Origin of the sequence: Halomonas sp. DP4Y7-1, assembly GCF_019800705.1 — a bacterium.
Taxonomy (GTDB): Bacteria; Pseudomonadota; Gammaproteobacteria; order Pseudomonadales; family Halomonadaceae; genus Halomonas; species Halomonas litopenaei_A.
Map to the genome: position 1 here is coordinate 19,708 of NZ_JAHVKS010000008.1, position 23,529 is coordinate 43,236.

A 23,529-nucleotide genomic window follows, 5' to 3' on the forward strand; every position below is an offset into this window, starting at 1 on the left:
GCTGCATCCTGCTTTGATGGGGAGGCCCTTGGCCTCCCCTTCTGCTATCCGGCAATCACCACCGTCATGCCTGCAGGGCAGCCCACTTCGGCGCCAGCCCCTCATGGCTGACTCATGACGTTGAGGCGACCGCGCTTTGCAAGGCAGAAAGCGTCCGCTACACTCAACACCTTTCAGACCCCCGCGAGTCCATATCGCCGCATGATCAAAGGATTTACCCGCTTTCTGCAGAGCCCAGGAGAACACTTGAAGTCCCTGTTTGGAGCTCAGGAAGCCGTCGCAGGACCGCCGATGCCACGCGTACTCACTCGTGACGAACACCCCGTGTCCCGTCGCCAGTTCAGCGAAGCCTCCCTCAAGGTACTGTACCGGTTGCACAACGCAGGCTATGAAGCCTACCTGGTAGGTGGCTGTCTGCGTGACTCCTTGTTGGGCATCGACCCCAAGGACTTCGACGTCGCCACCGATGCCACTCCCGAGCAGGTGAAGCAGCTGTTTCGCAACTCACGCATCATCGGACGCCGCTTTCGCATCGTGCATGTGCGCTTTGGCCGTGAGGTCATCGAAGTCACCACGTTCCGTGGCAAGCCGCGTGATGACCATGGCGACCACCTCGCCTCACAATCCGATGATGGTCTGCTGTTGCGCGACAATGTGTGGGGCAATATCGAGGAAGACGCCCTGCGCCGCGACTTCACTGTGAACGCGCTGTACTACAACATTGCCGACTTCACGCTGCATGACTTTGCCGGCGGCGTCGATGACATCGCCTCGCGCACGCTGCGCCTGATTGGCGACCCCGAAACACGCTACCGTGAAGATCCGGTGCGCATGCTGCGCGCCATTCGCTTCGCGGCAAAGCTCGACTTCGATATCGCGCCGGACACCGAAGCGCCCATCGCCGAGATGGCACCGCTGTTGCTGCAGATTCCGCCCGCGCGCCTGTTCGACGAGATCTTGAAGCTGTTCCTCTCAGGAGAGGGGCTCGCTACCTTCCGGCTACTTCGAGATTACGGCCTGTTCGCCATGCTGTTCCCCGAGGCCGATGAGTGCATGGAAGAGCTGCCTTGGGCTGAGGCGCTGATCGAACAGGCACTGGAAAGTACCGATCGCCGCATTCGCGATGATCGTCCCGTCACGCCCGCCTTCCTGCTCGCTGCCTTTATGTGGGGGCCGGTATACTGCCGCCAGCGGGACCTTGAAGCCGAAGGCATGCCGCCTGTGCCCGCCTTGCAGGCCGCTGCCCAGCAAGTCATCAGCCGCGAGCTTCAGCATGTGTCCCTGCCCAAGCGCTTCAGCATGCCCATGCGAGACATCTGGGATCTGCAGCAACGGCTGCCCATGCGTCGCGGCAAGCGTGCCTTTCAGACCCGCGACCACCCACGCTTCCGTGCGGCCTACGACTTCCTGCTGCTGCGCGAGGCCGCGGGTGAGATCGCACCGGGCCTGGGTGACTGGTGGACGGCCTTCCAGGAAGCCGACGAGCACGAACAACGCCGGCTGCTTGGCAAGGTGGGAGCCGACCCTGCTGGCACCGCAGCACCGCGCAAGCGCAGACGTCGCCGTCGCAAGCCGCGCAGCACCCCGCCTTCTTCGGATGAATGAGCCCGATGGCAGCACGCTACATCGCTCATATCGGCCTCGGCAGCAACCTGGAAAACCCGCGCTGGCAGGTTGAGACAGCACTGGCTGAACTCGACGGCCTGCCGCTTACCCGGCGCGTGGCGGCCTCGCGCCTGTACGCCAGCCGGCCTGTCGGTCCCCAGGATCAGCCGGATTTCGTCAACGCCGTTGCTACGCTTGAGACCGCGCTGTCGCCGCTGGCACTGCTGGATCAACTGCAAGCGCTGGAACAGCGCCATCGACGCAGAAGAGAGCGCCACTGGGGTCCTCGCACGCTGGACCTGGATCTCTTGTGGATGGCGAACATCACGCTTGCCCTCCCGCGGCTGACATTGCCCCATCCAGAGCTCGCCCACCGTGCCTTTGTCGTCCTGCCGCTGGCCGAACTCGATCCCGCGCTGCCCTTGGCAGATGGGCGGACCCTCGACAGCCTTGCTCAGCAGATGGAGGAGGCCCTGCACCGCGGCGACCTGCAACTGCTGACAGCTTCCCCGGTAGACGGTTGACGCCGATTTACCGAGACACAGGTGAAGCCGGTTCACTAAGAGACAGTTGAAGTCGGTTCACAAAGACACAGTTGAAGTCGGTTCACAAAGACACAGTTGAAGACTCTTCCCCGCTTGGTCAATGTTACCTATCGACACAGATTCACCCATCGGTAACAATCCGCGGTAATCACTCAGGGGCGGCCACGATGCACGCCCTGTTGCCAACACGAGAACACGCCATGACTTCTGTCACCCTGAGCTCGCTGAAGGCTCGCAAGCGCGCCGGTGAACCCTTCAGCTGCCTGACCGCCTACGATGCGTCCTTCGCCGCCAGCGCCGGCCGCGCCGGTATCGACGTGCTGCTGGTCGGGGATTCCCTGGGCATGGTACTGCAGGGACACGACAGTACCCTGCCTGTCACCATGGACGACATCCTCTACCACACTCGCTGCGTCGCACGCGGCAAGGGTGACAGCCTGCTGATGGTCGACCTGCCGTTCATGGGCAATCCGAGCCGCGAGCGCCTGCTCGACAATGCCGCCGCGCTGATGCGCGCCGGTGCAGAGCTGGTCAAGGTCGAGGGCGAGGGTTGGATGGCGGACGATATCCGCGAGCTGACCCGACGTGGCGTGCCGGTATGCGCCCATCTCGGCCTCACTCCGCAAACCGTGCACCAACTGGGCGGGTACAAGGTTCAAGGCCGCGAAGCAGAAGCCGCCACCCGTATTCTGGAAGACGCGCGTCTGTTGGTCGACGCTGGCGCTTCCGTCATTCTGCTCGAATGCGTGCCTGCCAGCCTGGGCCGCGCGGTCAGCGAGGCCCTGGAGGTCCCGGTTATCGGTATAGGCGCGGGCCCAGACACCGACGGCCAGATCCTGGTGATGCACGATATCCTCGGGGTCACTCACGGGCGCACGCCGCGCTTCGTCAAGAACTTCCTGGCCGAGGCTGAAGATATCGAGGGTGCCTTCCGGCGCTACCACGAAGCGGTGCTCAGCCGCGAATTCCCCGCTGCAGAGCACTGTTTCTAGGAGAGTAGCATGCACGTCCACCCCGCCATCGCGGACCTGCGCGAGGCGCTGCGACCTCATCGCTTGGCCGGAGCCAGAATCGGCCTGGTACCGACCATGGGCAACCTGCATCAAGGCCACCTGGCCCTGGTCGAGGCAGCGCGAGAGCGCTGTGACCTGGTCGTCGCCTCGATCTTCGTCAACCCGCTGCAGTTCGGCCCGAGTGAGGACCTGGAAAACTACCCGCGCACCATGGAAGCCGATCTGGCCAAGCTGGAAGCGGCGGGCTGCGATATGGTGTTCACCCCGACGCCGGCGATCATGTATCCCGAGGGACTCGAAGGCCAGACGCTGGTTCGCGTACCCGGGGTCAGCGAAGGTCTGTGCGGAGGTTCCCGCCCTGGGCACTTCGACGGCGTATCGACCGTGGTCAGCATGCTGTTTCACATCGTCCAGCCCGATGTCGCCTGCTTCGGCGAAAAGGATTATCAGCAGCTCGCGGTGATCCAGCGCATGGTTAGCGATCTCCACCTGCCCATCGAGATTGTTGCCGTCCCCACCGTACGCGAGGCCTCAGGCCTCGCGATGTCTTCGCGAAATGGTTATCTCAGCGCTGCCGAGCACGCCACCGCGGCTGAGCTGCAGGGCACTCTGGTGCAGCTGAAACAGGCGCTGCAGCAGGGCGAAGACGTCGCTCGCACCCTGCAACACGGCAAGACTCGCCTTGAGTCACTGGGTTTCAGGCCCGACTATCTGGAGCTACGCCGTCGTGATCTGGGTCACGTGGCTGCCGATACCCGCGAGGCCGTTCTCCTGGTGGCCGCTCGGCTCGGCGCCACACGCTTGATCGACAACCTGTTTGTGACACTGCCGCGCTAGGAGTCCATATGCCATCGCTCAAGGACCAACTTGGATCGCTCGTCTATTCCACCGAGCACGGTGATATCTGTCCCCAGTGTCGAGCGCCCAAGGAGGCTTGCCGCTGTGATGAGATCGCTGACCAGGCACGCCTTGAAGAGCTGGACGGGATCGTGCGCATCCGCCGGGAAACCAGCGGTCGCAAGGGCAAGGGCGTCACCACCATCAGCGGTGTGCCACTGGCCGAAAAGGAACTGAAGGCACTGGCCAAGGAGCTGAAGAAGCGCTGCGGTACCGGGGGCGCCCTGAAGGATGGCATCATCGAGATCCAGGGCGATCATCGTCAGGTGCTGAAGGAAGCCCTCGAGAAAAAAGGCTTCAAGGTCAAGCTGGCCGGTGGCTAAGGGCCCCTGGCGCGCGGCGAGAGGTCGCCGCGAGCAGAGGCAGAAAGAGGTGGCAGCCTAGGCGCCCCTCTGACGATACACCGCGCTGCTGGCGACAGCCCTGATAGCCTAAGTCCTGATAGCCTAAGCCCTGATGACCACAGCCCTGACAACCAGACCGCGGCTAGCCAGAACCCAGCTGGCTTGCCAATGCCGGCAATACCTGATCGACGGCCCCATCAAGCTTCAGGGTAAACAGGTCATCGGCACGGGTCTTGCCCAGGTTGATGCAGGCGACGGGCTTTCCGGCCTTGACGCTCTCGCGCACGAAGCGAAAACCAGAAAACACCATCAGCGACGACCCCACCACCAGCAAGGCGTCGCTGTCATCGAGCAGGGCACGGGCGTCAGCCACAACAGCCGCAGGCACATTGTCACCGAAGAACACGACGTCTGGCTTCCAGATACCGTCACCGCAGCGCCCACAGGCAGGCACATCGAAGCGTGAAAAGTCGGCTTCCAGATCCGCATCTCCGTCAGGGGCGGCTGCGATCCCGGAGTAGTCGAAGGTCCAGTCAGGGTTGCGGCGCGCCAGCTCAGTATGCAGTGCATGCCGCATCTGGCGGGCACCACACTGCATGCAGACTACCTGATCGGCGCGGCCATGCAGGTCGATCACACGCCGGGAGCCACTGCGCTGATGCAGGCCATCGACGTTCTGGGTAATGATGCCGGACACCTTGCCGAGCCGCTCCAGTTCGGCCAGGGCACGATGGGCGAGGTTAGGCTTGGCGTCGTTGAGCACGCGAAAGCCGATCAACGCCCGCGCCCAGTACCGCTGCCTTGCGCCATGGTGGGCCATGAAGTCACGATGATCGATCGGCGGGGAGCGTTTCCAGTCCCCCTTGGCATCGCGATAGTCGGGGATCCCGCTGGGCGTGCTGATACCCGCACCACTGAGCACGGCAATGCGCCGATGACGGTGACAGAAGTCGACCAGGGCGCTGGATGATAAAGCTGCTGGCAGCAATGTCGAGCGGATAGCGTCCGGCATGATGGCTCCTCATCAGAGACAACAAAGGCCGGATCTGCCTGGCTATCCGGCGCCACCAGTTTACATGTCCAAGGGTCGCATGGCCCGGATGCCCCTTCATTGTCTACAATGGACAACATTCTGCTACGGGCAAGGAGTGCCGATGGCCTGGCTGGATTACCTGCTGCCACTGTTCTTTCTGTTTCCACTGGCGGCCGCCGCGACGGTGGTGGTGGCACTGCGCAGCTTGCACGATCCGCGCGTGCATTCCCCGTTTGATGCACACCCCCTGCGAGAGCCAGGGCAGCTGCTGCGCGATCGCCTCGACAGAGCCTTCGCCAGTCTATTCTTGAATGCGGCCCTGGGGCCGGTGCTGGTGCTGACTCCGCTCGTCTACGGCATGGGCCGCATGCTGTTTTCACGCCACCAGAACTGGCTGGAATGGGCCTTCTACGGCGTGCTGTGCACCCTGCTTGCCATCGTATTCAGTTTCCGTTTGATGCGTGACTATCAACGCATTCGCCGGATCAAGCTCGGTCTGGCGTGTGAGCTGGCGGTCGGGCAGGAACTGGAACGCCTTATCCGGCCTGAAGCTCACCCCTTTTTCGTCTTCCATGATGTGCCGGCCGACACCTTTCTGATCGACCATATCGCGATCACTCCCTACGGCGTCTTCGTGGTCGAGACGCGGGCACGTACGCCGGGTATCAGTCCATCGGGCGACGTTCAGGATACCGTCGTGGTAGAGCACGAGCGCCTGCGCTTCCCCGGCTGGCTAGAGCGCCGTCCGCAGCGCAAGGCTCGGCAAGCCACGCGCTGGGTGGCATCCTGGCTGTGCCGTGAGCTGGGACAGCCCGTGCCGGTACAGGGGATCCTGGCGCTGCCAGGCTGGAAGATTGAGCGTGAAGTGAGCGCAGATGACCTCCAGGTCGTCAGCGGCGAAGGCCTGGCAGCCCATCTGACCGACGCCCGCCCCGCTAACACGGCCATGGACCCCGTCCTCCACGACCGCGTGATCGATGCCCTTCAGAAACGTGCCCTGACGCGAGAGCTGAGCCATCTGGAAGGCCCCTCTGTCTAACCGGAGCAACGCTAGCTGTTGCGGCGCAGCTCGATGCGGGCCGGGCAACGCCCGAAGGCCACCGACGCGAGGCTGTGCCGGGCAGGGAAGTCGTCGACGTGCTCGGCCTCGATGCCGACGCGTATTTCCGTCAGCAGGCGATTGCCTGGCCCACCACACACCAGCGCCAGTGCACGGCCGCTCCCCCGACCAAAGCTTTCCTCGAAGGCGGCGATCAGATCGCGGCGTGCCACGGTACGTCCTCGCTGTGCTCGCACGAATGCTCCCAGCGCACTGTCGTTGACGATCTCCACCAGGGCCAGCGAGCCATCAAAGTACTGGTCATCCGTCATCCCCATGCAGGCCCCGTGCTTGGCGTATTCGTAGCGATCCAGACAGCTGGCACTACCAGGCATGGCGGCCGTCAGCTCCTGCTCCAGGGCACTGTCGGACAGTGAAATCGCGGGGCCCGCCTGACAGAAGTCTCCCGCCGGTCTCGGACGCTCGATGAAACACCCTTGCCGCTGCCATTCCTGCGCACTCAGTCCCTTGGCGATCCAGCGATCTGGGCGAGACGGCCATAGCCCGTGCAAGACAAAGCCCTCATCGGTACCCGCCAGCAGCGCGGGGTCACGACATTCCCGCGGCGGCTGACGACGGCTGCCGCAAAAGCCGGGATGCCAGGTCAAGGCCAGGACATAGTGGTCAAAATGCGGTTGCTCCAGATCCAGTAGCGCTGCGCGCTGCTCCTCCGCGTCGTGGGCCTCGACCGCGCTCCCCAACAGGGCCAAGGCCAGGGACAGGGACAGAGCCCAGCGCTGACCTGGCTTGCCGGCCACCACGGTCGCGTAGGTCATCCGAGCTCCCCGCAGGCGACTTGCAAAGGCGCGCCACAGTTGGCAAGGTGCGCGCCCTCGATATTTCCACTCTGTTGTCTTTCTGGATAACTGTTTCATGAAGCTGATCACCTTTGATCCGTTACGGAGCCTGGGGATCTCGCAGGCGCGCTATATCAAGCCTGACCACATGGACGAGCACCGCCAGGAATTGGCGGAAGCTGACGCCCTGCTGTTCCCCGAGTACTGGCAGATCAACGCCCTGGCCTATGGCCTTGGCCAACGAGTCTTCCCTAGCCTGGCAACCTATCACCTGGGCCATGACAAGATAGAGCAGACGCGCGCTTTCCGCGCCTGCTGTCCGGAAGCGACGCCAGACACTGCCATCCTGGGCGTCAATTCCCAGGCGATACACGACGTGGAGGCACGCTTTGGCTACCCCTTTGTGGCCAAGCGGGTGCGCAGTGCCATGGGGCAGGGTGTGAGCCTGATTCGCTCTCGGCAAGCGCTGATCGACTATCTGTCCAGTGAGAACCTGCTCTACGCCCAACGCTATCTGCCGATCGACCGAGACCTGCGTATCGTGGTGGTGGGGAAGCGTATCCTGGCCGCCTACTGGCGCCAGAGTCCGCTGGATGACTTTCGCACCAATGTGGCGCGAGGTGGAGAAATCCGCCACGACCCAGTGCCCGATGCGGCGCTAGCGCTGGTAAAGCGCCTGTCGTCACGGCTGGGCATCGACCACGCGGGCTTCGACATTGCCATGGTCGAGGGGCGCCCCATGGTACTCGAATTCAACAGACTGTTCGGAAATCAGGGCATCGACGCGCCTGAAACCACCGTCCCAACCGCCATTCTCGAGCATCTGGGCGCCCCCTCACTGCCGCAGGCAGCCTGACGACGACCCTCGCAACAAGGGCCGCCGCGCCGCGTCCACTAGAGGCGAGAAGGATGACTGCCGGGGTCACCCTCCACATGGGGACGATCATCATGGCTGACGCCATGATGTTCACCTTCCGGAAGCTCCCAGGTGCCTTCCTCGGTCCAGGGGTCATCCTCTGGGAACTCCTCGATATAGATTTCCTTGTCGGTATAGTCAGGCTGATAGCGCAGGTCGTAGTGCGCCGCTCGCACCGTCGAGATACACAGCAGCAGCGCCACCAGCAGCAACGGCACCCCACCCACGACGGATGCTGTCTGCAGGGTCTCCAGGCCTCCGATGAACATCAGTACCGCCGGCATGAACGACAGCGCGAAGGCCCAGAACAGTCGATTCCATCGCATCGGCTCTTCATCGACCTCCTTCTGCACCACTGCTGCCAGGATGTAGGAAATGGAGTCGAAGGTGGTGGCCGTGAAGATCAGGGCCAGCAAGGTGAAGGCGAAAATCACCAGATAGCTCAGCGGCAGGGTCGACAGGGTGGCGAAGATGGCCGCCGTGGCGCTCTCTTCGTTGAGGATGGTGACCAGGTCCAGGGTGCCGGAGAGGTGCAGGTAGAGGCCATAGTTGCCGAGCACGATAAAGAACAGGGCACAGCCAAGGGAGCCGAAGAAGATCGATCCCGCCACCATGGAGCGAATGGTACGCCCACGCGAGATGCGCGCAATGAACAGCCCCACGCTGGGCGCAAACACCAGCCACCAGGCCCAGTAGAAGATGGTCCAGTCCTGGGGGAAGTGAGTGGACTGGAAATTCTCGAATCGCGCAAAGGGCTCGGTCCAGGTGCCCATGTGCACCAGGTTGCTGAGAACCCGCCCCAAGGCGTCCAATCCGGTGCTGGCCATGAACTCGGTGGGCCCCACGACGAAGACGAAGACCAGCAGCCCGGTGGCCAACCAGAAGTTGATGTCGGAGAGCACCTTGATCCCCTTCTTGAGCCCCACAAAGGCGCTGTAGCCAAAGATCGCGGTGCACAGCATCAGTACGAAGATTCGCGCGGCCAGGGTCTTGGGTACACCAAACAGCTCATACAGCCCTTCATTGATCAGCGGGGCCGCCAAGCCCAGCGTGGTGGCCCCGCCGCCGAGCATGCCAAACACGAACAGCACATCGATCAGTTTGCCTGGCCAGCGATGGGCGCGACTCTCGCCCAATACGGGCATCAGGGCCTCGCTGATCTTGAGCACGCTGTGATTGCGCACATAGTAGAAGTAGGCAATCGGGATGGCCGGAATCAGATAGATTGACCACGCCACCGGACCCCAGTGAAAAATGCCGTAGGCCGCCGCCCACCGAGCGGCATCTGGCGACAGAGGCTCGGCGTGAAACGGTGGCGCCTGGTAGTAGTAGATCCACTCGATCATCGACCAGTACAGGATCGAGGCTCCGATCCCTGCACAGAACAGCATCGCGGCCCAGGATATTGTCGAAAACTCGGGTTGTTCTTCAGGGTCCCCGAGCTTGATCTGCCCAATATCGCTGAACACGATAAACAGCATGAAGCCGCTCGCGCCCAGCCCGAGCGCCAGATAGAGCACGCCAAGTTCATTGGTGATGAAGTTCTTGGCCGCCAGCACCCAGGTGGCGCCCTGCTCAGGGAAGATCACCAGGGGCACAGTGACGGCAAGAAGAAGAAACAGCGAACCGAAGAAGGTCGGTTTGTCGATCACATCAAAGCCATGATCGCTGTGGGGGGGCGTCTGCGTTTTCACAAATCAATCCCTTGTTATGTTTTTCCCCCTCAGTATACGAGAAAACCGCGTGGCGCCACCGTGCCGATACTTCAAGTGGCCCACGCTACCTGCGCTTGCGTCAACGGCGCTGTGCCCTGCACCGACAGCAAGCCGCTGCGCAAGTCTGCCTAATCCCCGCGCAGCTTGCCGCCCATCTCCTGGGCCAGGTCTACCGCGTAGTGATCGGTCATGCCGCCGATAAAGTCCAGCATACGACGGTAGCTGTCATACAAGGACCAGGACGGCAGCGGCGTATTCTCGCCGATCAACGCCAGTACCCGCTGATGCTTGAAGCTCGAATGCCCGGTGTGATGCAGCTCATGCGCCGCACCGATAAAGGCCTCCAGCAGGATGCCCAACGTCGTGTAGGCGCCGATTTCCAGCTTGGCCTTGCGCGTGTTCTGGAAAATCCGCTTGCGCGCCAGCTGCTTGGCCAGCTTCACCCCCCAGTCAAGGTCCGGGTGGCACAGCTCCAACAGGTCTTGCTGCAGCGTGCCTGACAGCAGTTCCTGCTCGTGTTCGACGAAGACCTTGCCAACATCGGTGACGGCCCGCTCCATGGCCGCCCCCCGTAGCGCCGCGATACGGCGTCGCTGAGACACGCCATTGCGACACATCTCGGCATAGTCCGCTGGCTCTCCCCCGGCAATCTGGGTGAGAATTTCCGCCACCTCGTCAAAGTCCAGGATGTCCATCTCCACCCCGTCCTCGAGATCCAGCAAGGCGTAGCAGATGTCGTCTGCCGCCTCTACCAGCCAGGCCAGGGGATGACGGCACCAGCGATGCTCGCCCTGGGGGATCAGGCCCAGGTGCTCCGCCACCTGTGCCAGCGCGGGAAGCTCGCTCTGATAGCAGCCGAACTTGCCGGCCTGGCCACCGTGGGTCACTGTCCATGGATACTTCAACAGTGTGCCCAGGGTCGCCGCGGTGAGGCGCATGCCGCCACGAAACTGGTTGTATTCGATCTGGGTCACTATGCGAAAGCCCTGAGCATTGCCTTCGTAGGTCAGCAGGTCTTCACGCTCCAGCGGCGTCAGCCCGTCGAGCAAGCCGCTGCCATTGTTCTCGGCACACTTGAACCAGTCACGGATGGCATACTCGCCGGCGTGACCGAAGGGCGGGTTGCCGATGTCATGGCCCAGGCACGCCGCCTGGATGATGACGCCGAGATCCGCTGGGGTGATCCAAGCAGGCAGGCGATCACGCAGCAGCTCGCCCACGCTCATGCCCAGCGAGCGGCCTACACAGCCGACCTCCAGCGAATGCGTCAGGCGGGTGTGGATATGATCATTGTCGGTCAACGGGTGCACCTGGGTCTTGCGCCCCAGGCGACGGAAGGAACCCGCAAAGACAATCCGGTCATGGTCCTTGTGAAAGGGACTGCGCCCCACTTCATCGTGGGTGCTGCCACGTGGATCGTGCAATCGGACCGGATCCAGCAGGCGTTCCCAGTTCATGGTTTTCATGGCGGCTCCCTCCTTGTGAACCGCCATTCTGACACCAGCACCCTCATCAAGGCCACGCTCACTGAGGGCTCAGCCAATTTCCCAGGGCATACTGCCGCTCATCAGCCCTGGCGCCTTCCTGGCTTACGTCAGGCGGCGCCGGAGTAACATGGCGTAGACAGCCCCGGCGATGATCAACGTCACCGCGAAGACATAGATGCCGATGGAAATCCCGCTGTTCACCAGGATGCTCCAGTCGCCACCGCTGATCGACATGGCACGCCGCAGGTTGAACTCCATCTGACCGCCCAGCAGCAGGCCCAGCACCACCGGCACGGTCGGTATCTCCAGCTTGCGCAGGACATAGCCGAGCACCCCGAACGCCAGCATCATGTACAGATCGAAGGGACTATTGTTGAGCGAATAGACGCCCACGAAGGCGATCAGCACCACCATCGGCATCAGCAGCCAGCTGGGCGCCTGCAGCACACGAGCAAACAGTCCGACCAGCGGCACATTGAGGATCAGCAGCATGATGTTGCCGATAAACAGCGCCGCCACCAGCCCCCATACCATCTCCGGCTGCTGCGCGAACAGCAGCGGCCCCGGGGTGATGTTCATCGACAGCAGCAGCGCCAGCAGAATCGCCGTGGTGCCACTTCCAGGAATCCCCAGCGACAGCATCGGAATCAATGCACCACCGGCAGCGGCATTGTTGCCGGCTTCCGGTGCAGCGACGCCGCGAGGGTCGCCGTTGCCGAAATCGCCTTTCGCCCCCAGCCAGCGCTTTTCCAGCATATAGGAGAGAAAGCTACCCAAGGAGGCACCGGCTCCGGGCAACACCCCCGACACGAAGCCGATCAGCGAGCCGCGTCCAATGCTGCCCTTGCAGGACAGCGACGACGTCATGCCCGGCCAGGCCGAACCCAGCTGGACGTGAGGCTTGTCGGCATCGTGGCGTTTTTCCAGAAACACCAGACACTCGGAGATCGCAAACAGGCCGACCAGCGCTACGATGAAATCGATGCCGTCATACAGTTCGAAGGTACCAAAGGTATATCTGGCGACGCTGGACACCGGATCGATGCCCACGGTGCCCAGCAACAGTCCCAGGCACGCAGCAATGAAACTCTTGGTGAAGCTACCGCTGGTCACGCCGCCGATGGTGGCAAACGCCAGCAGGAACAGCGCGAAGTATTCCGCTGGCCCAAACTTGATGGCCAGATCGACCAGCAGCGGGGCGAACAGGGTCAAGCCGATGGTGGCGATGGTTGCCCCCACGAAGGACGCCACCGCCGACAGCCCCAGGGCCTCACCACCGCGGCCTTTCAGCGCCATGGGGTAGCCGTCGAGGGTCGTCATCATGGCCGGCTCGTCACCGGGAATATTGAGCACGATGGAGCTGATACGCCCCCCGTACATGCAGCCGTAGTAGACGCTGACCAACAGGATCAGGGCCGCCGTGGGCTCCAATCCAAAGTTGAACGCCAGCGGGATCATCAGGGCCACGCCGTTGACCGGCCCGAGTCCCGGCAAGGCGCCGATCAGGGTGCCCACCGCACAACCGATCAGCGCCAGCAGCAGAAATTCCGGCTGAGTCGCGACCGCGAAGCCCTGGGCAAGAAACGCTAAGGTATCCATGTCAGGCAGCTCCCCACCAGGGTACGTTGGGCAACGGCATGCCGAGGCCAAACTCGAACAGCACATAGAGCCCCACCGCCAGTCCGGTCCCGGCCACCATGGCCTGCTGCCAACGGGCACCAAACAGCCGCGTCAGCAGGACGGCACCGACCAGCGTGGCGGGCAGGAAGCCCAGCGCTTCCAGCACGCCCGCATAGGCAGCCAGCAACAGCAGCACTGCCAGCTGACGTGCAAGCCCAGCACGATCCGGCCAGCGCTCGTTAAAGCCCGGCCGAAACAGCAGGTACGCCGACAATACGCCTAGCGGCAGACTGACCAGCCGGGGGAAAGCCCCCGGCCCTACCGGCTGCATGAAGCCAGTGACGAAGCTGTGCGAATGCCACCAGGCGCCCAGCGCCAGCAGCAGCAACACCGCCCCCGCGATACGATCACCGACCGGTGCCGGCCGGCGATCATGATTCAGCTCGAGGTCATCGGTGTGACTCATTGAATAACCCCGATCTCCCGAGAGATCGCCTCGACCCGCTCGATGGACTCGACCACGAAGGAGGAAAACTCATCGCCACCGCGCCACAGCGGAACCAGGCCATTCTGGGCAGCAACCTCTTTCCATTGGTCGCTGGCGTACAGGGTTTCGAGGTCCTCTACCATGCTGGCATAGTCGTCGTCAGAGACGTCGCCACCGGTGTAGAAACCGCGCCAGTTGTAGCCGGTCACGTCGTAACCCTGGCTGACGGCGGTGGGCAGCTGGTCGAAGGGCGCCGGCAGCGGATCTTCTGACAGCACCCCCAGCACACGCACGTCACCCGATTCGATGAAACCTGCCACTTCGCCCAGGTCTGTCGACACCACATCCACATGGTTGCCCATCATCTGGGTCACCGCGGGTCCGCCACCATCGAACTGCACCCAACGCAGGGCGCCTACCTGGTCCCCAGGCAGCCCCGCTGCCTTGGCCAGCATCAAGGCCCGGATGTGGTCCCATCCACCCGCACCGCTGGAGCCGGCTACCGCCACAGAAGAGGGGTCCGCCACGATGGCCTCGAGCAGTTGTTCGAGGCTTTCGTATTCGCTTTCGTCATCGACCAGGATGACCCCGACATCGGTACCCAGCATCGCCAGCCAGCGCATGGTCTCGGCACCGCCGGGATAGCGGCCCTGGGCAATCTGGGTCATGCCCACCGTGCTGGTCGCCACCATCAAATCACTGTCATCGGCGCGCTTGGCCGCCACATTCGAAAAGGCCACTGCACCGACACCGCCCGGCATGTTGGTGACTTGCACCGTGCCGTCCGTCAGTTCGAGGTCGGTCAGCAACTTGCCGACACTACGACAGGTAAAGTCCCAGCCACCGCCGGGGTCTGCCGGGGCAATGCACTCATCGATGGGCACGGCGTTGACGGTCGAGGACAGACCAAGACCCAGCGCGAGCAGCGGCAGTCCAATACGAGGCTTGAGCGAGAATGGCATGAGCAGGGCTCCTTGCAGCGTTTGTTGATTATTGGGGTATGTCGTGTTGTGGTGGCCACCGCCACCGGTGTCAGCGTTGCTTGCGGTGAAGCGACAGGTGCCTGGGTCGCCGCTGTCCTCCCATCACCTGGACAGCTGTTGCGGATGACTGCTACCGAGCGGGTCGGCATCTTCTACACGGCAACGTGTTGACTTGCGCGTGTCCTTTCGCGTTTTTCCTATCGCGCCTTTCCTTTTCGCGCTCGCCTGTCGACGGCTCCGAGCATGCCGACGGCTCCGAGCATAGGCAGCTCCGTCGCCAGACTAGACAACGCCCCGACGACGCAGGTCTTCGCACTGTGTTTCGTCAAAACCCAGCTCCGCCAGCACCTCGGCAGTATGCTCGCCCAGTTTAGGGGCCGGGCGCTGCAGCGCGGCCGGGGCCTCACGCATCTTGATCGGGAAGCCGGTCGTCGCGATCGTTCCCGCCTCGCCCTGATCCAGCTCCAGGCGCATCTGCTGATCCAGAATCTGAGGGTCGGAGAAGGTCTCGCGAAGATCTTGAACGCGACCGCAGGGCACTCCCGCAGCATTGAGATGATCAATCCACTCGGCCACGCTGCGCTGTCGCGTGACACCATTGAGTATCTCCCGAAGGGCGTCGCGATTGGCCATGCGCTGGCGATTGTCGGCAAAGCGGGGCTGCTCGAGCAGCGCATGCTGTCCCAGGGCTTCCAGCAGCCTGCGCACCATCACTTCACTGCTGGGGGCGATGGCCACCTCGCCATCGGCAGCCTCGAACAGTCCGTAGGGGTAGAGCATCGGGTGATCATTGCCGGTCCGCGTCGGGACCTTGCCCGTGGCAAAGAACTCCGCCGCCAGATACCCCAGCATTGCCACCAGGCCATTGGTCAGCGCCGTTTCCAGAATCTCCCCTTGCCCGGTTCGCTCACGCCTTACCAGTGCGGCGCTGACACCGAAGGCCAGGTTGAGACTGGCGACCATGTCACTGATGGGGGGCGCCGCTCGCATTGGCTCGCCGCCCTCGGCACCATTGACGCCCATGAAGCCACTCATGGCCTGGGCCACAAAGTCATAGGCGGGCCGGTCACGGTAGGGACCGGTGGAACCAAATCCATTGATACGGCCGACCACCAGCCGAGGAAAACGCGTCCTCAGGGTGTCATCATCGAGCCCCATCTTCGCCAGCACCCCCGGCCGAAAGTTCTCCACCAGGACATCGGCATCCTCGAGCAGGCGTTCCAGCACCTGACGACCCTCGGGGGTGCGCAGATTGAGGGTGATGGAACGCTTGTTGCGGTTGAACTGGGCAAAGTAGGCGCTGAAGCCGTTGACCATGTTGCCCTGCTGGCGCACCACATCACCTTCGCCCGGTGTTTCCACCTTGATCACCTCTGCCCCGTGATCCCCCAGCATCTGGCTGGCAAAAGGGCCGGAAATCACGCGTGTCAGGTCGATGACCCTGATGCCAGCCAGGCTCCCTGACAATCGCGTACTGTCCTGCACGGGTGCTTCCATGACGCTCATCCTGTCCGTTCAGCGAAGGGGCTCTGCCGAGAAACATCGACATTTCGACAATATAGAGGCTGACCCCGCATGTTGGACATACGCCTTTTCGCTGAGATGACAGGGGGTACGCCGCCAGTCAGACCGCCTGGGGTATTTCCCTCGAAGGACGATTTCCCTAAAATTCGCTGCCTTTATGCTGATCCACAGCAATTTCTTACGACTATCGGCACATTATTGTGTCTATTGCTCGCAATCTTCCCGAATGCCCTCTCGACTCGAGGCGCTTGAAGTAGAGGCGTAAGCACGCCTTCCCACCCCGAAAAGGTCTGGTCTCATGCAATCCACCCACTCACCCGGCTCCCACGCCGACAAGGGGTTCTTTGGGCATCCACGCGCCCTTGGCCCGCTGTTTTTCACCGAGATGTGGGAGCGATTTTCGTTCTACGGCATCCGGCCGATGCTGGTACTGTTCATCGCCGCCTCCCTGTTTGACGGTGGTCTAGGCTTCGACGCCAAGACCGCCGCCGCCATCGTGGGCATCTATGGTGGCGCCATCTATCTTGCCGCGCTGCCCGGCGGCTGGCTGGCGGACAACTGGCTCGGCCAGCGCCGTGCCGTATGGTACGGCTCCATCCTGATCGCCTTCGGCCACCTGTCCATCGCCCTGTCCGCCCTGTTCGGCGCGGTTGCCTTCTTTGTCGGGCTGATCTTCATCGTGCTGGGGACCGGCCTGTTCAAGACCTGCATCTCGGTGATGGTCGGCAGCCTTTATGACGAGAGCGATGTGCGCCGGGATGGAGGCTTTGCCATCTTCTACATGGGCATCAACATCGGCAGCCTGTTTGCCCCGCTGTTCACCGGATTGCTGATGGACTCCATGGGCTGGCACTGGGGCTTTGCCATGGGGGGCGTCGGCATGCTGATTGCCCTGCTGCTGTTTCGCCTGTGGGCGGTGCCGGCCATGCAGCGTGCCGATGCCGAGCGTGGCCGGGCCTCCACCTGGGACGCTCCGGCCCAGCGACGCCGGCATGTGGGCGCCATCGTCAGCCTGTGTCTGGCCGCCCTCGCCGCCCTGGTCGCGCTGGTCGCCACTGGGGTGATCAGCATCGATGCCCGCGCCGTGGCAGAAGCCATGACCAGCGTCCTGATCGTGGCTGCGGTAGGGTTCTTTGCATACCTGATGCTGTTCTCCGGCCTTAACCGTGACGAGCGCATCCGTGTGACCATCTGCTTCGTGCTGATCGTGGCCGCAGCCTTCTTCTGGGCGGCCTTCGAGCAGCAGCCCACCTCTTACAACCTGTTCGCCGCTAACTACACCGACCGCAATGTGCTGGGCTGGGACATCCCCACCCTGTGGTTCCAGTCCCTCAACCCGGTCTTCATCGTGCTGCTGGGCCCGGTGTTCGGCTGGCTGTGGCCGGCCCTCGGCCGCCGTCACCTTGAACCCGGCAGCCCCATGAAGTTCGTCCTGGGATTGCTGCTGGCGGCCATGGGCTTCGGCCTGATGGTGCTGGCTGCACAGCAGGTACTCAGTGGACCTGGGCTGGTCTCTCCCCTGTGGATCGTCGGCAGCATGCTGCTGTTGACCCTGGGCGAGCTGTGCCTGTCACCGGTGGGGCTGTCGACCATGTCAGGGCTCTCTCCCCAACGCACCCAAGGCCAGCTGATGGGGCTGTGGTTCACCGGCGCCGCGCTGGGCAACCTGGTGGCAGGACTGATCGGCGGCCACGTCAATGCTGAAGAAATCCAGCAGCTGCCCGAGCTGTTCGGACGTTCGGCCATCGCCCTGGTCATCTTCGCCGCCGTGCTGCTGTTGCTCGTACCCGTGTTCAAGCGCATGCTGAAGCACCACCGCCTCATCGATCCGGCGTCCGCGCATCGCGCGGACGCTGAAGCTATCGTCAAAACAGGAGTCTGAGCATGTCCTCAACCAGCGCCGAGACCGCTCGCCAACGTCTCAGCGAACTGCGTGACGCGATGCGTCGCCATCAGGTAGACGCCTGGTGGTTACCTTCCAGCGATCCCCATAACAGCGAATACCTGCCCGAGCATTGGGCCGGGCGCGAGTGGCTTTCCGGCTTCGATGGCTCTGTCGGCACCCTGGTGGTGACCCAGGACGAGGCGGGGCTGTGGGTCGATAGCCGCTACTTTGTGCAGGCCGAGGCCCAGCTCGCTGGCAGCGGCATTGCCATGCAGAAGCTGACCCAGGGGCAGGCTGCCGCGCCGATGCAGTGGCTCAGTGAGCGGCTCGCCGAGGGCGACACGCTCGGCTATGACGCCCAGGTGGTATCGCTGGCACACGGCCGCCAGCTGGACGAACTGCTTGGCCAGCAGGGAGTGAACCTGCGTGGCGACAAGGACCTGCTCGACGAGATCTGGGCCGACCGTCCACGCCTGCCGCTGGAGCCCATCGAACCCCACGACCCGCGCTATCTCGATCAGACACGTGGTGAACGGCTGACCCATCTGCGCGAGGCCATGGCCGACCACGCCGCCGACTGGCACTTGATCTCGACCCTCGACGACATCGCCTGGCTGACCACCCTGCGTGGCTCGGACGTGGGCTTCAACCCCGTGTTTCTGGCCCACCTGCTGGTTGGCCGGGCGACAGCCACCCTGTTTGTCGCACCCGGCAAGCTGGACGCCGAACAGACTCAGGCGCTCGCCGAAGACGGTATCGAGGTCGCCGACTATGCTGATTGGGCAGCGCGCCTGGCGGCTCTGCCTCGGGACGAGACGGCACTGATCGATCCGGCTCGCGTGACCCTCGGCACCCGTCAGGCGTTGCCGGCGGAGATGAACGTGGTCGAGGCGTTTCAGCCCAGCACCCTGGCCAAGGGCATCAAGACGGATCATGAACTGGCGTTCGTGCGCCAGACCATGGAAGCAGATGGGGCAGCACTGTGCCGTTTCTTTGCCTGGCTGGAGGAATGCCTGTCCCGCCAGGAATCGGTCAGCGAGCTCGATGTGGAAACCCGTCTGCGCGAACAGCGTGCCCAGCACGCGGACTTCGTCTGCGAAAGCTTCAACACCATTGCCGCCTTCAATGCCAACGGTGCCCTGCCCCACTACCGCGCCACCGCCGAGGCCTACTCGACGATAGAGGGTGACGGACTACTGCTGATCGACTCCGGCGGCCAGTACCGTGGCGGCACGACCGACATCACCCGCATGGTACCGGTGGGCGAGGTGTCCCGGGCGCAGCGCGAAGACTGCACCCTGGTGCTCAAGGGCATGATTGCGCTGTCCCGAGCGCGTTTTCCAGAGGGTATCGCCGCCTCGCGGCTAGACGCCCTGGCGCGGGCGCCGCTGTGGGCCACCGGGCGTGACTACGGCCACGGCACCGGCCATGGGGTAGGCTACTTCCTCAATGTGCATGAGGGCCCTCAGGTGATCAGTTCCGGCGCGTCCGTCGCCGAACATACCGCCATGCGTGCGGGCATGATCACGTCCAACGAGCCTGGCGTATATCGGCCTGGCCAGTGGGGCGTGCGGATCGAGAACCTGGTCGCCAACCGCGCCGCTCCCGCGAGTGAGTTCGGTCACTTCCTGGAGTTCGAGACGCTGACCCTGTGTCCCATTGATAGCCGCTGCCTGGCGCCGCTGATGCTTGACCAGGCCGAGCTCGACTGGCTCAACGCCTATCATGCCGAGGTACGCCGCCGGCTGGCACCTCTGCTCGATGGCCCGGCGCTGGCTTGGCTTGAGGCGCGCACCGAACCTCTGACGCTGGCCTGATCGCAACCTCGCCGGCGATCTCGCCGACACGCTTAGCGTCAGAGCAAACCAAGAAGGGCTCCGCCATGGCGGAGCCCTTCTGTCGTTTCATGGCAGGCCACAACGTCCTTACAGGAAGGGATTCTTGACCACCGGGATGAACATGAAGCGTAGATTCCAGTCGGCGTCCCACTCGTCACCGCGAATCACGCTGCGCTGAATCTCGGCGGCCAGGCGAACCGGCGTATTGCCCATGCGGATCACATTGGAGTACCCCAGGCCAATCGGGAAATTGACCTTCTCTCCACTGTCCGCTTCCCAGTTGATCCGCACGTTGGGAGTCATGCCCACCAATTCGGTGCCACTGAGTCGATAGTTGAGAAAGTACTGAAGGTCGGTCTGGCTGGTGTGCTCCCGATCATCTTCACCGGCATAGGACCACCAATGCTGGGCCAGCAGGCCCATGTTCCATCCACCAGGATTCGGCGCCAGGCGCGCGATCAGCGCCGCAGGGCCGGCCTGGAACTTCCCCTGCCCCAGTACATCGTGCTCTGCGGTCGGGAAAATCTGCGTCATCCCCAGCCCCCAGATCACGCCATCGCTGCGAGCCGGGCCGGCCAAGGTGACCAGCGCCGTGTCACCGAGCCCCTCCGTCCTGCCCCGATGGGGGGCATTGCGACTCCATTCATCTGGGTCGATATCCAGCGGACTGCCACCACGAGCCAAGGTCCCGAAGCTCTCGTCCATGGGCGAGGAGTTGTACTGGAAGACGGGGCGCACCACCAGGTTCCAGTTATCCTCGGCCAGCTCGAACGGGAAGGACATGACGGGCTGGAACTTGAAGGAGTTCGACCAGCGCCCATCGAAGTCATCACCATCGAGATGGGTGTAGTCGTTCTGCATCCACAGCATCCAGGCGGAACCCACCGGGTTGGTGGTTTCCTTGGCAATGGCAGCGAGGTCATCACCGGCGGCTGGGGTCTGCTCGCTGTGAGCGGGGACCGTGACCGGACGGCCGGAATCCTGAGCGTAAGCGCCCGTCGCCAAGGCACAGAAACACAAGCTCAGCAGGCTAAACCTGCCAATACGCGAAAAAGACATGGGAAAGACCCTCTCAGAAGCGCAGCAGCACTGCTGAAGCTGCAAACGTGGTGACAAGAGCGTGGCGGCTCAAACAATGTTTGGAGAGAATATGCTATTCCGCCATCACTCTAGATCACTCATTGGCCGTTTGTGATACGCCCCTTGAGGTAGGTCAATTTCAACAGAGAGGTTATGCCCTTGCTACGGCCACCACGCTCAATCGTGGTCCTCGGCCAGCGAAGGCAGCAGCACCTTCAGCTTGCGCGTCAGCGTGTTGCGACCCCAGCCAAGCAGCTCTGCCGCTTCGCCCTTGCGTCCCGCGGTGTGCTTGAGCGCTGTCTCGATCAGAATGCGCTCGAAGTCAGGCACGGCCTCTTCCAGCAAGTGGGTATGGCCAGCGGCCAAGGCACCGTCAGCCCAGGCGCGAAACGCCTCACGCCAGTCCCCTCCGGCAGCCACGTCATCCCCCCCACGCAGCTCCGGCGGCAGGTCTTCGACCAGCACCTCGCGCCCGGAGGCCATCACGGTCAGCCAGCGGCAGGTGTTCTCCAGCTGGCGCACGTTGCCAGGCCAGTCCACCCGGGTCAGAAACTCCTCGGCGTCCTGGGTCAGTACCTTGACGTCGGTGGATAGCTCCTTGGCGGCCTCGGCCAGGAAGTGCCTGGCCAGCCGCGGAATATCCTCACGCCGCTGGGACAACCGCGGTAGATGAACGCGGATCACGTTCAAGCGGTGAAACAGGTCCTCACGGAAACGCCCATCGGCCACCAGTGTCTCCAGATCCTGGTGGGTGGCGGCGATGATCCGCACATCCACCTTGACCGGCGTGTGTCCCCCGACCCGATAGAACTCGCCGTCGGCCAGCACCCGCAGCAGCCGAGTCTGGGTTTCCGACGGCATGTCGCCGATCTCGTCGAGAAACAGGGTGCCGCCGTTGGCTTGTTCGAAGCGCCCCTGACGACTGGCACTGGCACCAGTAAAGGCTCCCTTTTCGTGACCAAACAGCTCGGATTCGATCAGATCCCGAGGAATGGCGGCCATGTTGAGGGCGATAAAGGGATTGCCCGCGCGAGGGCTATGCTGGTGCAGGGCGCGTGCCACCCGCTCCTTGCCCGTCCCTGACTCGCCGTTGATCAGCACGGTGATGTGCGAGTGGGCGAGTCGGCCGATGGCACGAAAGACCTCCTGCATGGCCGGCGCTTCACCAATGATCTCTGCATCCAGGCCTTCGGGAACGCTGACGGGCCGTTGGCGTTCTCGCACGTGGGCGACCGCTCGGCGCACCAGGGCAAGTGCCTCATCGACATCGAAGGGCTTGGGCAGGTACTCGAAGGCGCCCCCCTGATAGGAGGCTACCGCACTGTCCAGGTCGGAGTGAGCGGTCATGACGATAACCGGAAGATCGGGGTGCACCTCACGCACCTTTGCCATCAGGTCCAGTCCATCGATGCCCGGCATACGAATATCGGTGACCAGAACATCCGGGGGTGAGGAGAGCAGACGATCCAGAATCGTATCGGCACGCTCGACCGCTTCCACCTGCAAGTCAGGCTGAGCCAGCGCCCGCTCCAGCACCCAGCGAATGGCGCGATCGTCATCGACGATCATTATACGAGCGGCATCAGTCATGACTCATCTCCAGGGGAATCAGCAAGCGAAATTCTGTGTGTCCGGGGGCGGACTCGCATTCGATCAGCCCGTCGTGCTGGTGCAGCACCGACTGGGCAATCGACAGCCCCAGGCCGCTGCCTTCGGCCCGTCCGGATACCATTGGATAGAACAGGGTGTCACGCAGGGTGTCGGGAATACCTGGCCCGTTGTCGATCACACTGACATCGCAGACCAGGCGATGACGCTGGGCCCCCAGAGTGAACTGGCGTCTGGCCCGGGTCCGCAGGCTGATCACGGGGTCTGGGGTGTCCGACTCGACCAGAGCCTGCACTGCATTGCGCGCAACGTTGAGCACGGCCTGGATAAGCTGTGCTTCGTCACCGATCAGCTCGGGCAGGCTGGGATCGTAGTCTCGCTCGATGCGGACCTGGGGCTGCTCTACCAGCAGCAGTGCCCGGACACGCTCCAGCACCCGGTGGATGTTCAGAGGCTCCCTGCGGCTCACTCGGTTCGGCCCGAGCATGGAATCGACCAGGTCCCTGAGTCGATCCACTTCCTCAATGATGATGCGGGTGTATTCCTTGAGCGCGGGTGTCTGCTCGAGGTCACGCTCCAGCAGCTGTGCGGCGCCACGTATGCCGCCCAGTGGGTTCTTGACCTCGTGAGCCAACCCTCGCGCCAGCACCTTCATGGTCTCCTGGCGCGACTGTAGGGCCTCTTCTCGCGAGATCCGCAACAGCCGGTCCCGCGGCTCCAGCTCGAGCAGCAGGCTATCCCGAGCCAACGGCGTCACCGTGTAGTCCACCGTCAAGGGTTCGCCACCGCCGAGGGTCAGCCGCGCCTCACGCTGGGTATAGGGGTGCAAACCGTCTCTGGCACGCGCCAGCACGTCGGCGATATCGTCTTCTCCGCCGACCCAATCTCCCAGCGGTACGCCGATCACTCGGGCAGCGCTGACAGCCAGCAGGGCTTCCGCTGCGGGATTCATCCACGTTGGACGCAAGTCCTCATCAAGCAGTACAACCGCCGTGGTGAGGTGTTCGATGATGCCTGACGCCATGAGCGTATCCTGAGCAGATGAAGTCGTTC

20 protein-coding genes are annotated in these 23,529 nt (G+C 63.1%); 9 read left to right on the forward strand and 11 right to left on the reverse strand.

The window, feature by feature from the left end:
• Positions 1–201 precede the first annotated feature (201 nt).
• The 5 genes from pcnB to KUV72_RS14905 all read left to right on the forward strand — a co-directional run bounded on the left by pcnB (position 202) and on the right by KUV72_RS14905 (position 4,383).
• Positions 202–1,605 (forward strand): polynucleotide adenylyltransferase PcnB, encoded by a 1,404-nt coding sequence (pcnB, locus tag KUV72_RS14885; protein ID WP_206943904.1) that lies wholly within the window; start codon positions 202–204, stop codon positions 1,603–1,605.
• A gap of 5 nt (positions 1,606–1,610) precedes the next feature.
• Positions 1,611–2,129, forward strand: coding sequence for a 2-amino-4-hydroxy-6-hydroxymethyldihydropteridine diphosphokinase (gene folK / locus KUV72_RS14890; protein ID WP_261317518.1), 519 nt, complete (start codon positions 1,611–1,613; stop codon positions 2,127–2,129).
• A 221-nt stretch (positions 2,130–2,350) separates the two neighbouring features.
• Positions 2,351–3,142, forward strand: coding sequence for a 3-methyl-2-oxobutanoate hydroxymethyltransferase (gene panB / locus KUV72_RS14895; protein WP_206943900.1), 792 nt, complete (start codon positions 2,351–2,353; stop codon positions 3,140–3,142).
• 9 nt (positions 3,143–3,151) lie between these two features.
• Positions 3,152–4,000 carry a pantoate--beta-alanine ligase gene (gene panC / locus KUV72_RS14900; RefSeq protein ID WP_222238940.1) on the forward strand — a complete coding sequence of 283 codons (849 nt, stop codon included), beginning with the start codon at positions 3,152–3,154 and terminating at the stop codon, positions 3,998–4,000.
• 8 nt (positions 4,001–4,008) lie between these two features.
• Entirely contained in the window at positions 4,009–4,383 is a 375-nt protein-coding gene (locus KUV72_RS14905) for a translation initiation factor Sui1 (protein WP_222238941.1), read from the forward strand.
• Positions 4,384–4,546: 163 nt separating this feature from the next.
• Here KUV72_RS14905 and KUV72_RS14910 read toward each other — a convergent pair whose 3' ends face one another.
• Positions 4,547–5,416 (reverse strand): NAD-dependent protein deacetylase, encoded by an 870-nt coding sequence (locus tag KUV72_RS14910; RefSeq protein WP_222238942.1) that lies wholly within the window; start codon positions 5,414–5,416, stop codon positions 4,547–4,549.
• Positions 5,417–5,558: 142 nt separating this feature from the next.
• Between KUV72_RS14910 and KUV72_RS14915 the strand changes: the two genes are divergently transcribed.
• On the forward strand, positions 5,559–6,476 hold the full coding sequence (locus KUV72_RS14915; protein ID WP_206943893.1) for a nuclease-related domain-containing protein: 918 nt from the start codon (positions 5,559–5,561) through the stop codon (positions 6,474–6,476).
• A gap of 11 nt (positions 6,477–6,487) precedes the next feature.
• Here KUV72_RS14915 and KUV72_RS14920 read toward each other — a convergent pair whose 3' ends face one another.
• On the reverse strand, positions 6,488–7,312 hold the full coding sequence (locus tag KUV72_RS14920) for a ribonuclease T2 family protein (protein ID WP_222238943.1): 825 nt from the start codon (positions 7,310–7,312) through the stop codon (positions 6,488–6,490).
• 97 nt (positions 7,313–7,409) lie between these two features.
• On the opposite strand from KUV72_RS14920, the gene KUV72_RS14925 reads away from it, so the two are divergent.
• Complete coding sequence (locus KUV72_RS14925) at positions 7,410–8,189, forward strand: RimK family alpha-L-glutamate ligase (protein WP_222162475.1); 780 nt, start codon at positions 7,410–7,412, stop codon at positions 8,187–8,189.
• A gap of 38 nt (positions 8,190–8,227) precedes the next feature.
• Here the strand turns inward: KUV72_RS14925 and KUV72_RS14930 are convergent, their stop codons facing one another.
• From KUV72_RS14930 to KUV72_RS14955, 6 genes are all read right to left on the reverse strand, one after another.
• Positions 8,228–9,943 (reverse strand): BCCT family transporter, encoded by a 1,716-nt coding sequence (locus KUV72_RS14930; protein ID WP_222238944.1) that lies wholly within the window; start codon positions 9,941–9,943, stop codon positions 8,228–8,230.
• A 149-nt stretch (positions 9,944–10,092) separates the two neighbouring features.
• Positions 10,093–11,430, reverse strand: a complete 1,338-nt coding sequence (locus KUV72_RS14935) for a deoxyguanosinetriphosphate triphosphohydrolase (RefSeq protein WP_222238945.1) — start codon at positions 11,428–11,430, stop codon at positions 10,093–10,095.
• Positions 11,431–11,553: 123 nt separating this feature from the next.
• A complete protein-coding gene (locus tag KUV72_RS14940; RefSeq protein WP_222238946.1) occupies positions 11,554–13,050 on the reverse strand; it encodes a tripartite tricarboxylate transporter permease in 1,497 nt (498 codons plus the stop codon).
• A 1-nt stretch (position 13,051) separates the two neighbouring features.
• A complete protein-coding gene (locus KUV72_RS14945; RefSeq protein ID WP_206943881.1) occupies positions 13,052–13,537 on the reverse strand; it encodes a tripartite tricarboxylate transporter TctB family protein in 486 nt (161 codons plus the stop codon).
• Entirely contained in the window at positions 13,534–14,520 is a 987-nt protein-coding gene (locus KUV72_RS14950) for a Bug family tripartite tricarboxylate transporter substrate binding protein (protein ID WP_206943879.1), read from the reverse strand. The genes KUV72_RS14945 and KUV72_RS14950 overlap by 4 nt, the downstream gene beginning before the upstream one ends.
• A 303-nt stretch (positions 14,521–14,823) precedes the next feature.
• The gene (locus tag KUV72_RS14955) at positions 14,824–16,038 is read right to left on the reverse strand and encodes a CaiB/BaiF CoA transferase family protein (RefSeq protein WP_222238947.1); all 1,215 of its coding nucleotides are present in this window, start codon (positions 16,036–16,038) and stop codon (positions 14,824–14,826) included.
• Between the two features lie 325 nt (positions 16,039–16,363).
• Between KUV72_RS14955 and KUV72_RS14960 the strand changes: the two genes are divergently transcribed.
• A complete protein-coding gene (locus KUV72_RS14960) occupies positions 16,364–17,947 on the forward strand; it encodes a peptide MFS transporter (protein WP_222162471.1) in 1,584 nt (527 codons plus the stop codon).
• A 2-nt stretch (positions 17,948–17,949) separates the two neighbouring features.
• Positions 17,950–19,767 carry an aminopeptidase P family protein gene (locus KUV72_RS14965; RefSeq protein WP_222238948.1) on the forward strand — a complete coding sequence of 606 codons (1,818 nt, stop codon included), beginning with the start codon at positions 17,950–17,952 and terminating at the stop codon, positions 19,765–19,767.
• A gap of 108 nt (positions 19,768–19,875) precedes the next feature.
• Here the strand turns inward: KUV72_RS14965 and KUV72_RS14970 are convergent, their stop codons facing one another.
• The 3 genes from KUV72_RS14970 to glnL all read right to left on the reverse strand — a co-directional run bounded on the left by KUV72_RS14970 (position 19,876) and on the right by glnL (position 23,500).
• Positions 19,876–20,847: a hypothetical protein gene (locus KUV72_RS14970; RefSeq protein ID WP_222162469.1), complete on the reverse strand. Its 972-nt coding sequence runs from the start codon at positions 20,845–20,847 to the stop codon at positions 19,876–19,878.
• Between the two features lie 198 nt (positions 20,848–21,045).
• A complete protein-coding gene (ntrC, locus tag KUV72_RS14975; RefSeq protein ID WP_206943869.1) occupies positions 21,046–22,458 on the reverse strand; it encodes a nitrogen regulation protein NR(I) in 1,413 nt (470 codons plus the stop codon).
• Positions 22,451–23,500, reverse strand: a complete 1,050-nt coding sequence (gene glnL, locus KUV72_RS14980; protein ID WP_206943867.1) for a nitrogen regulation protein NR(II) — start codon at positions 23,498–23,500, stop codon at positions 22,451–22,453. The genes ntrC and glnL overlap by 8 nt, the downstream gene beginning before the upstream one ends.
• Positions 23,501–23,529 lie beyond the last annotated feature (29 nt).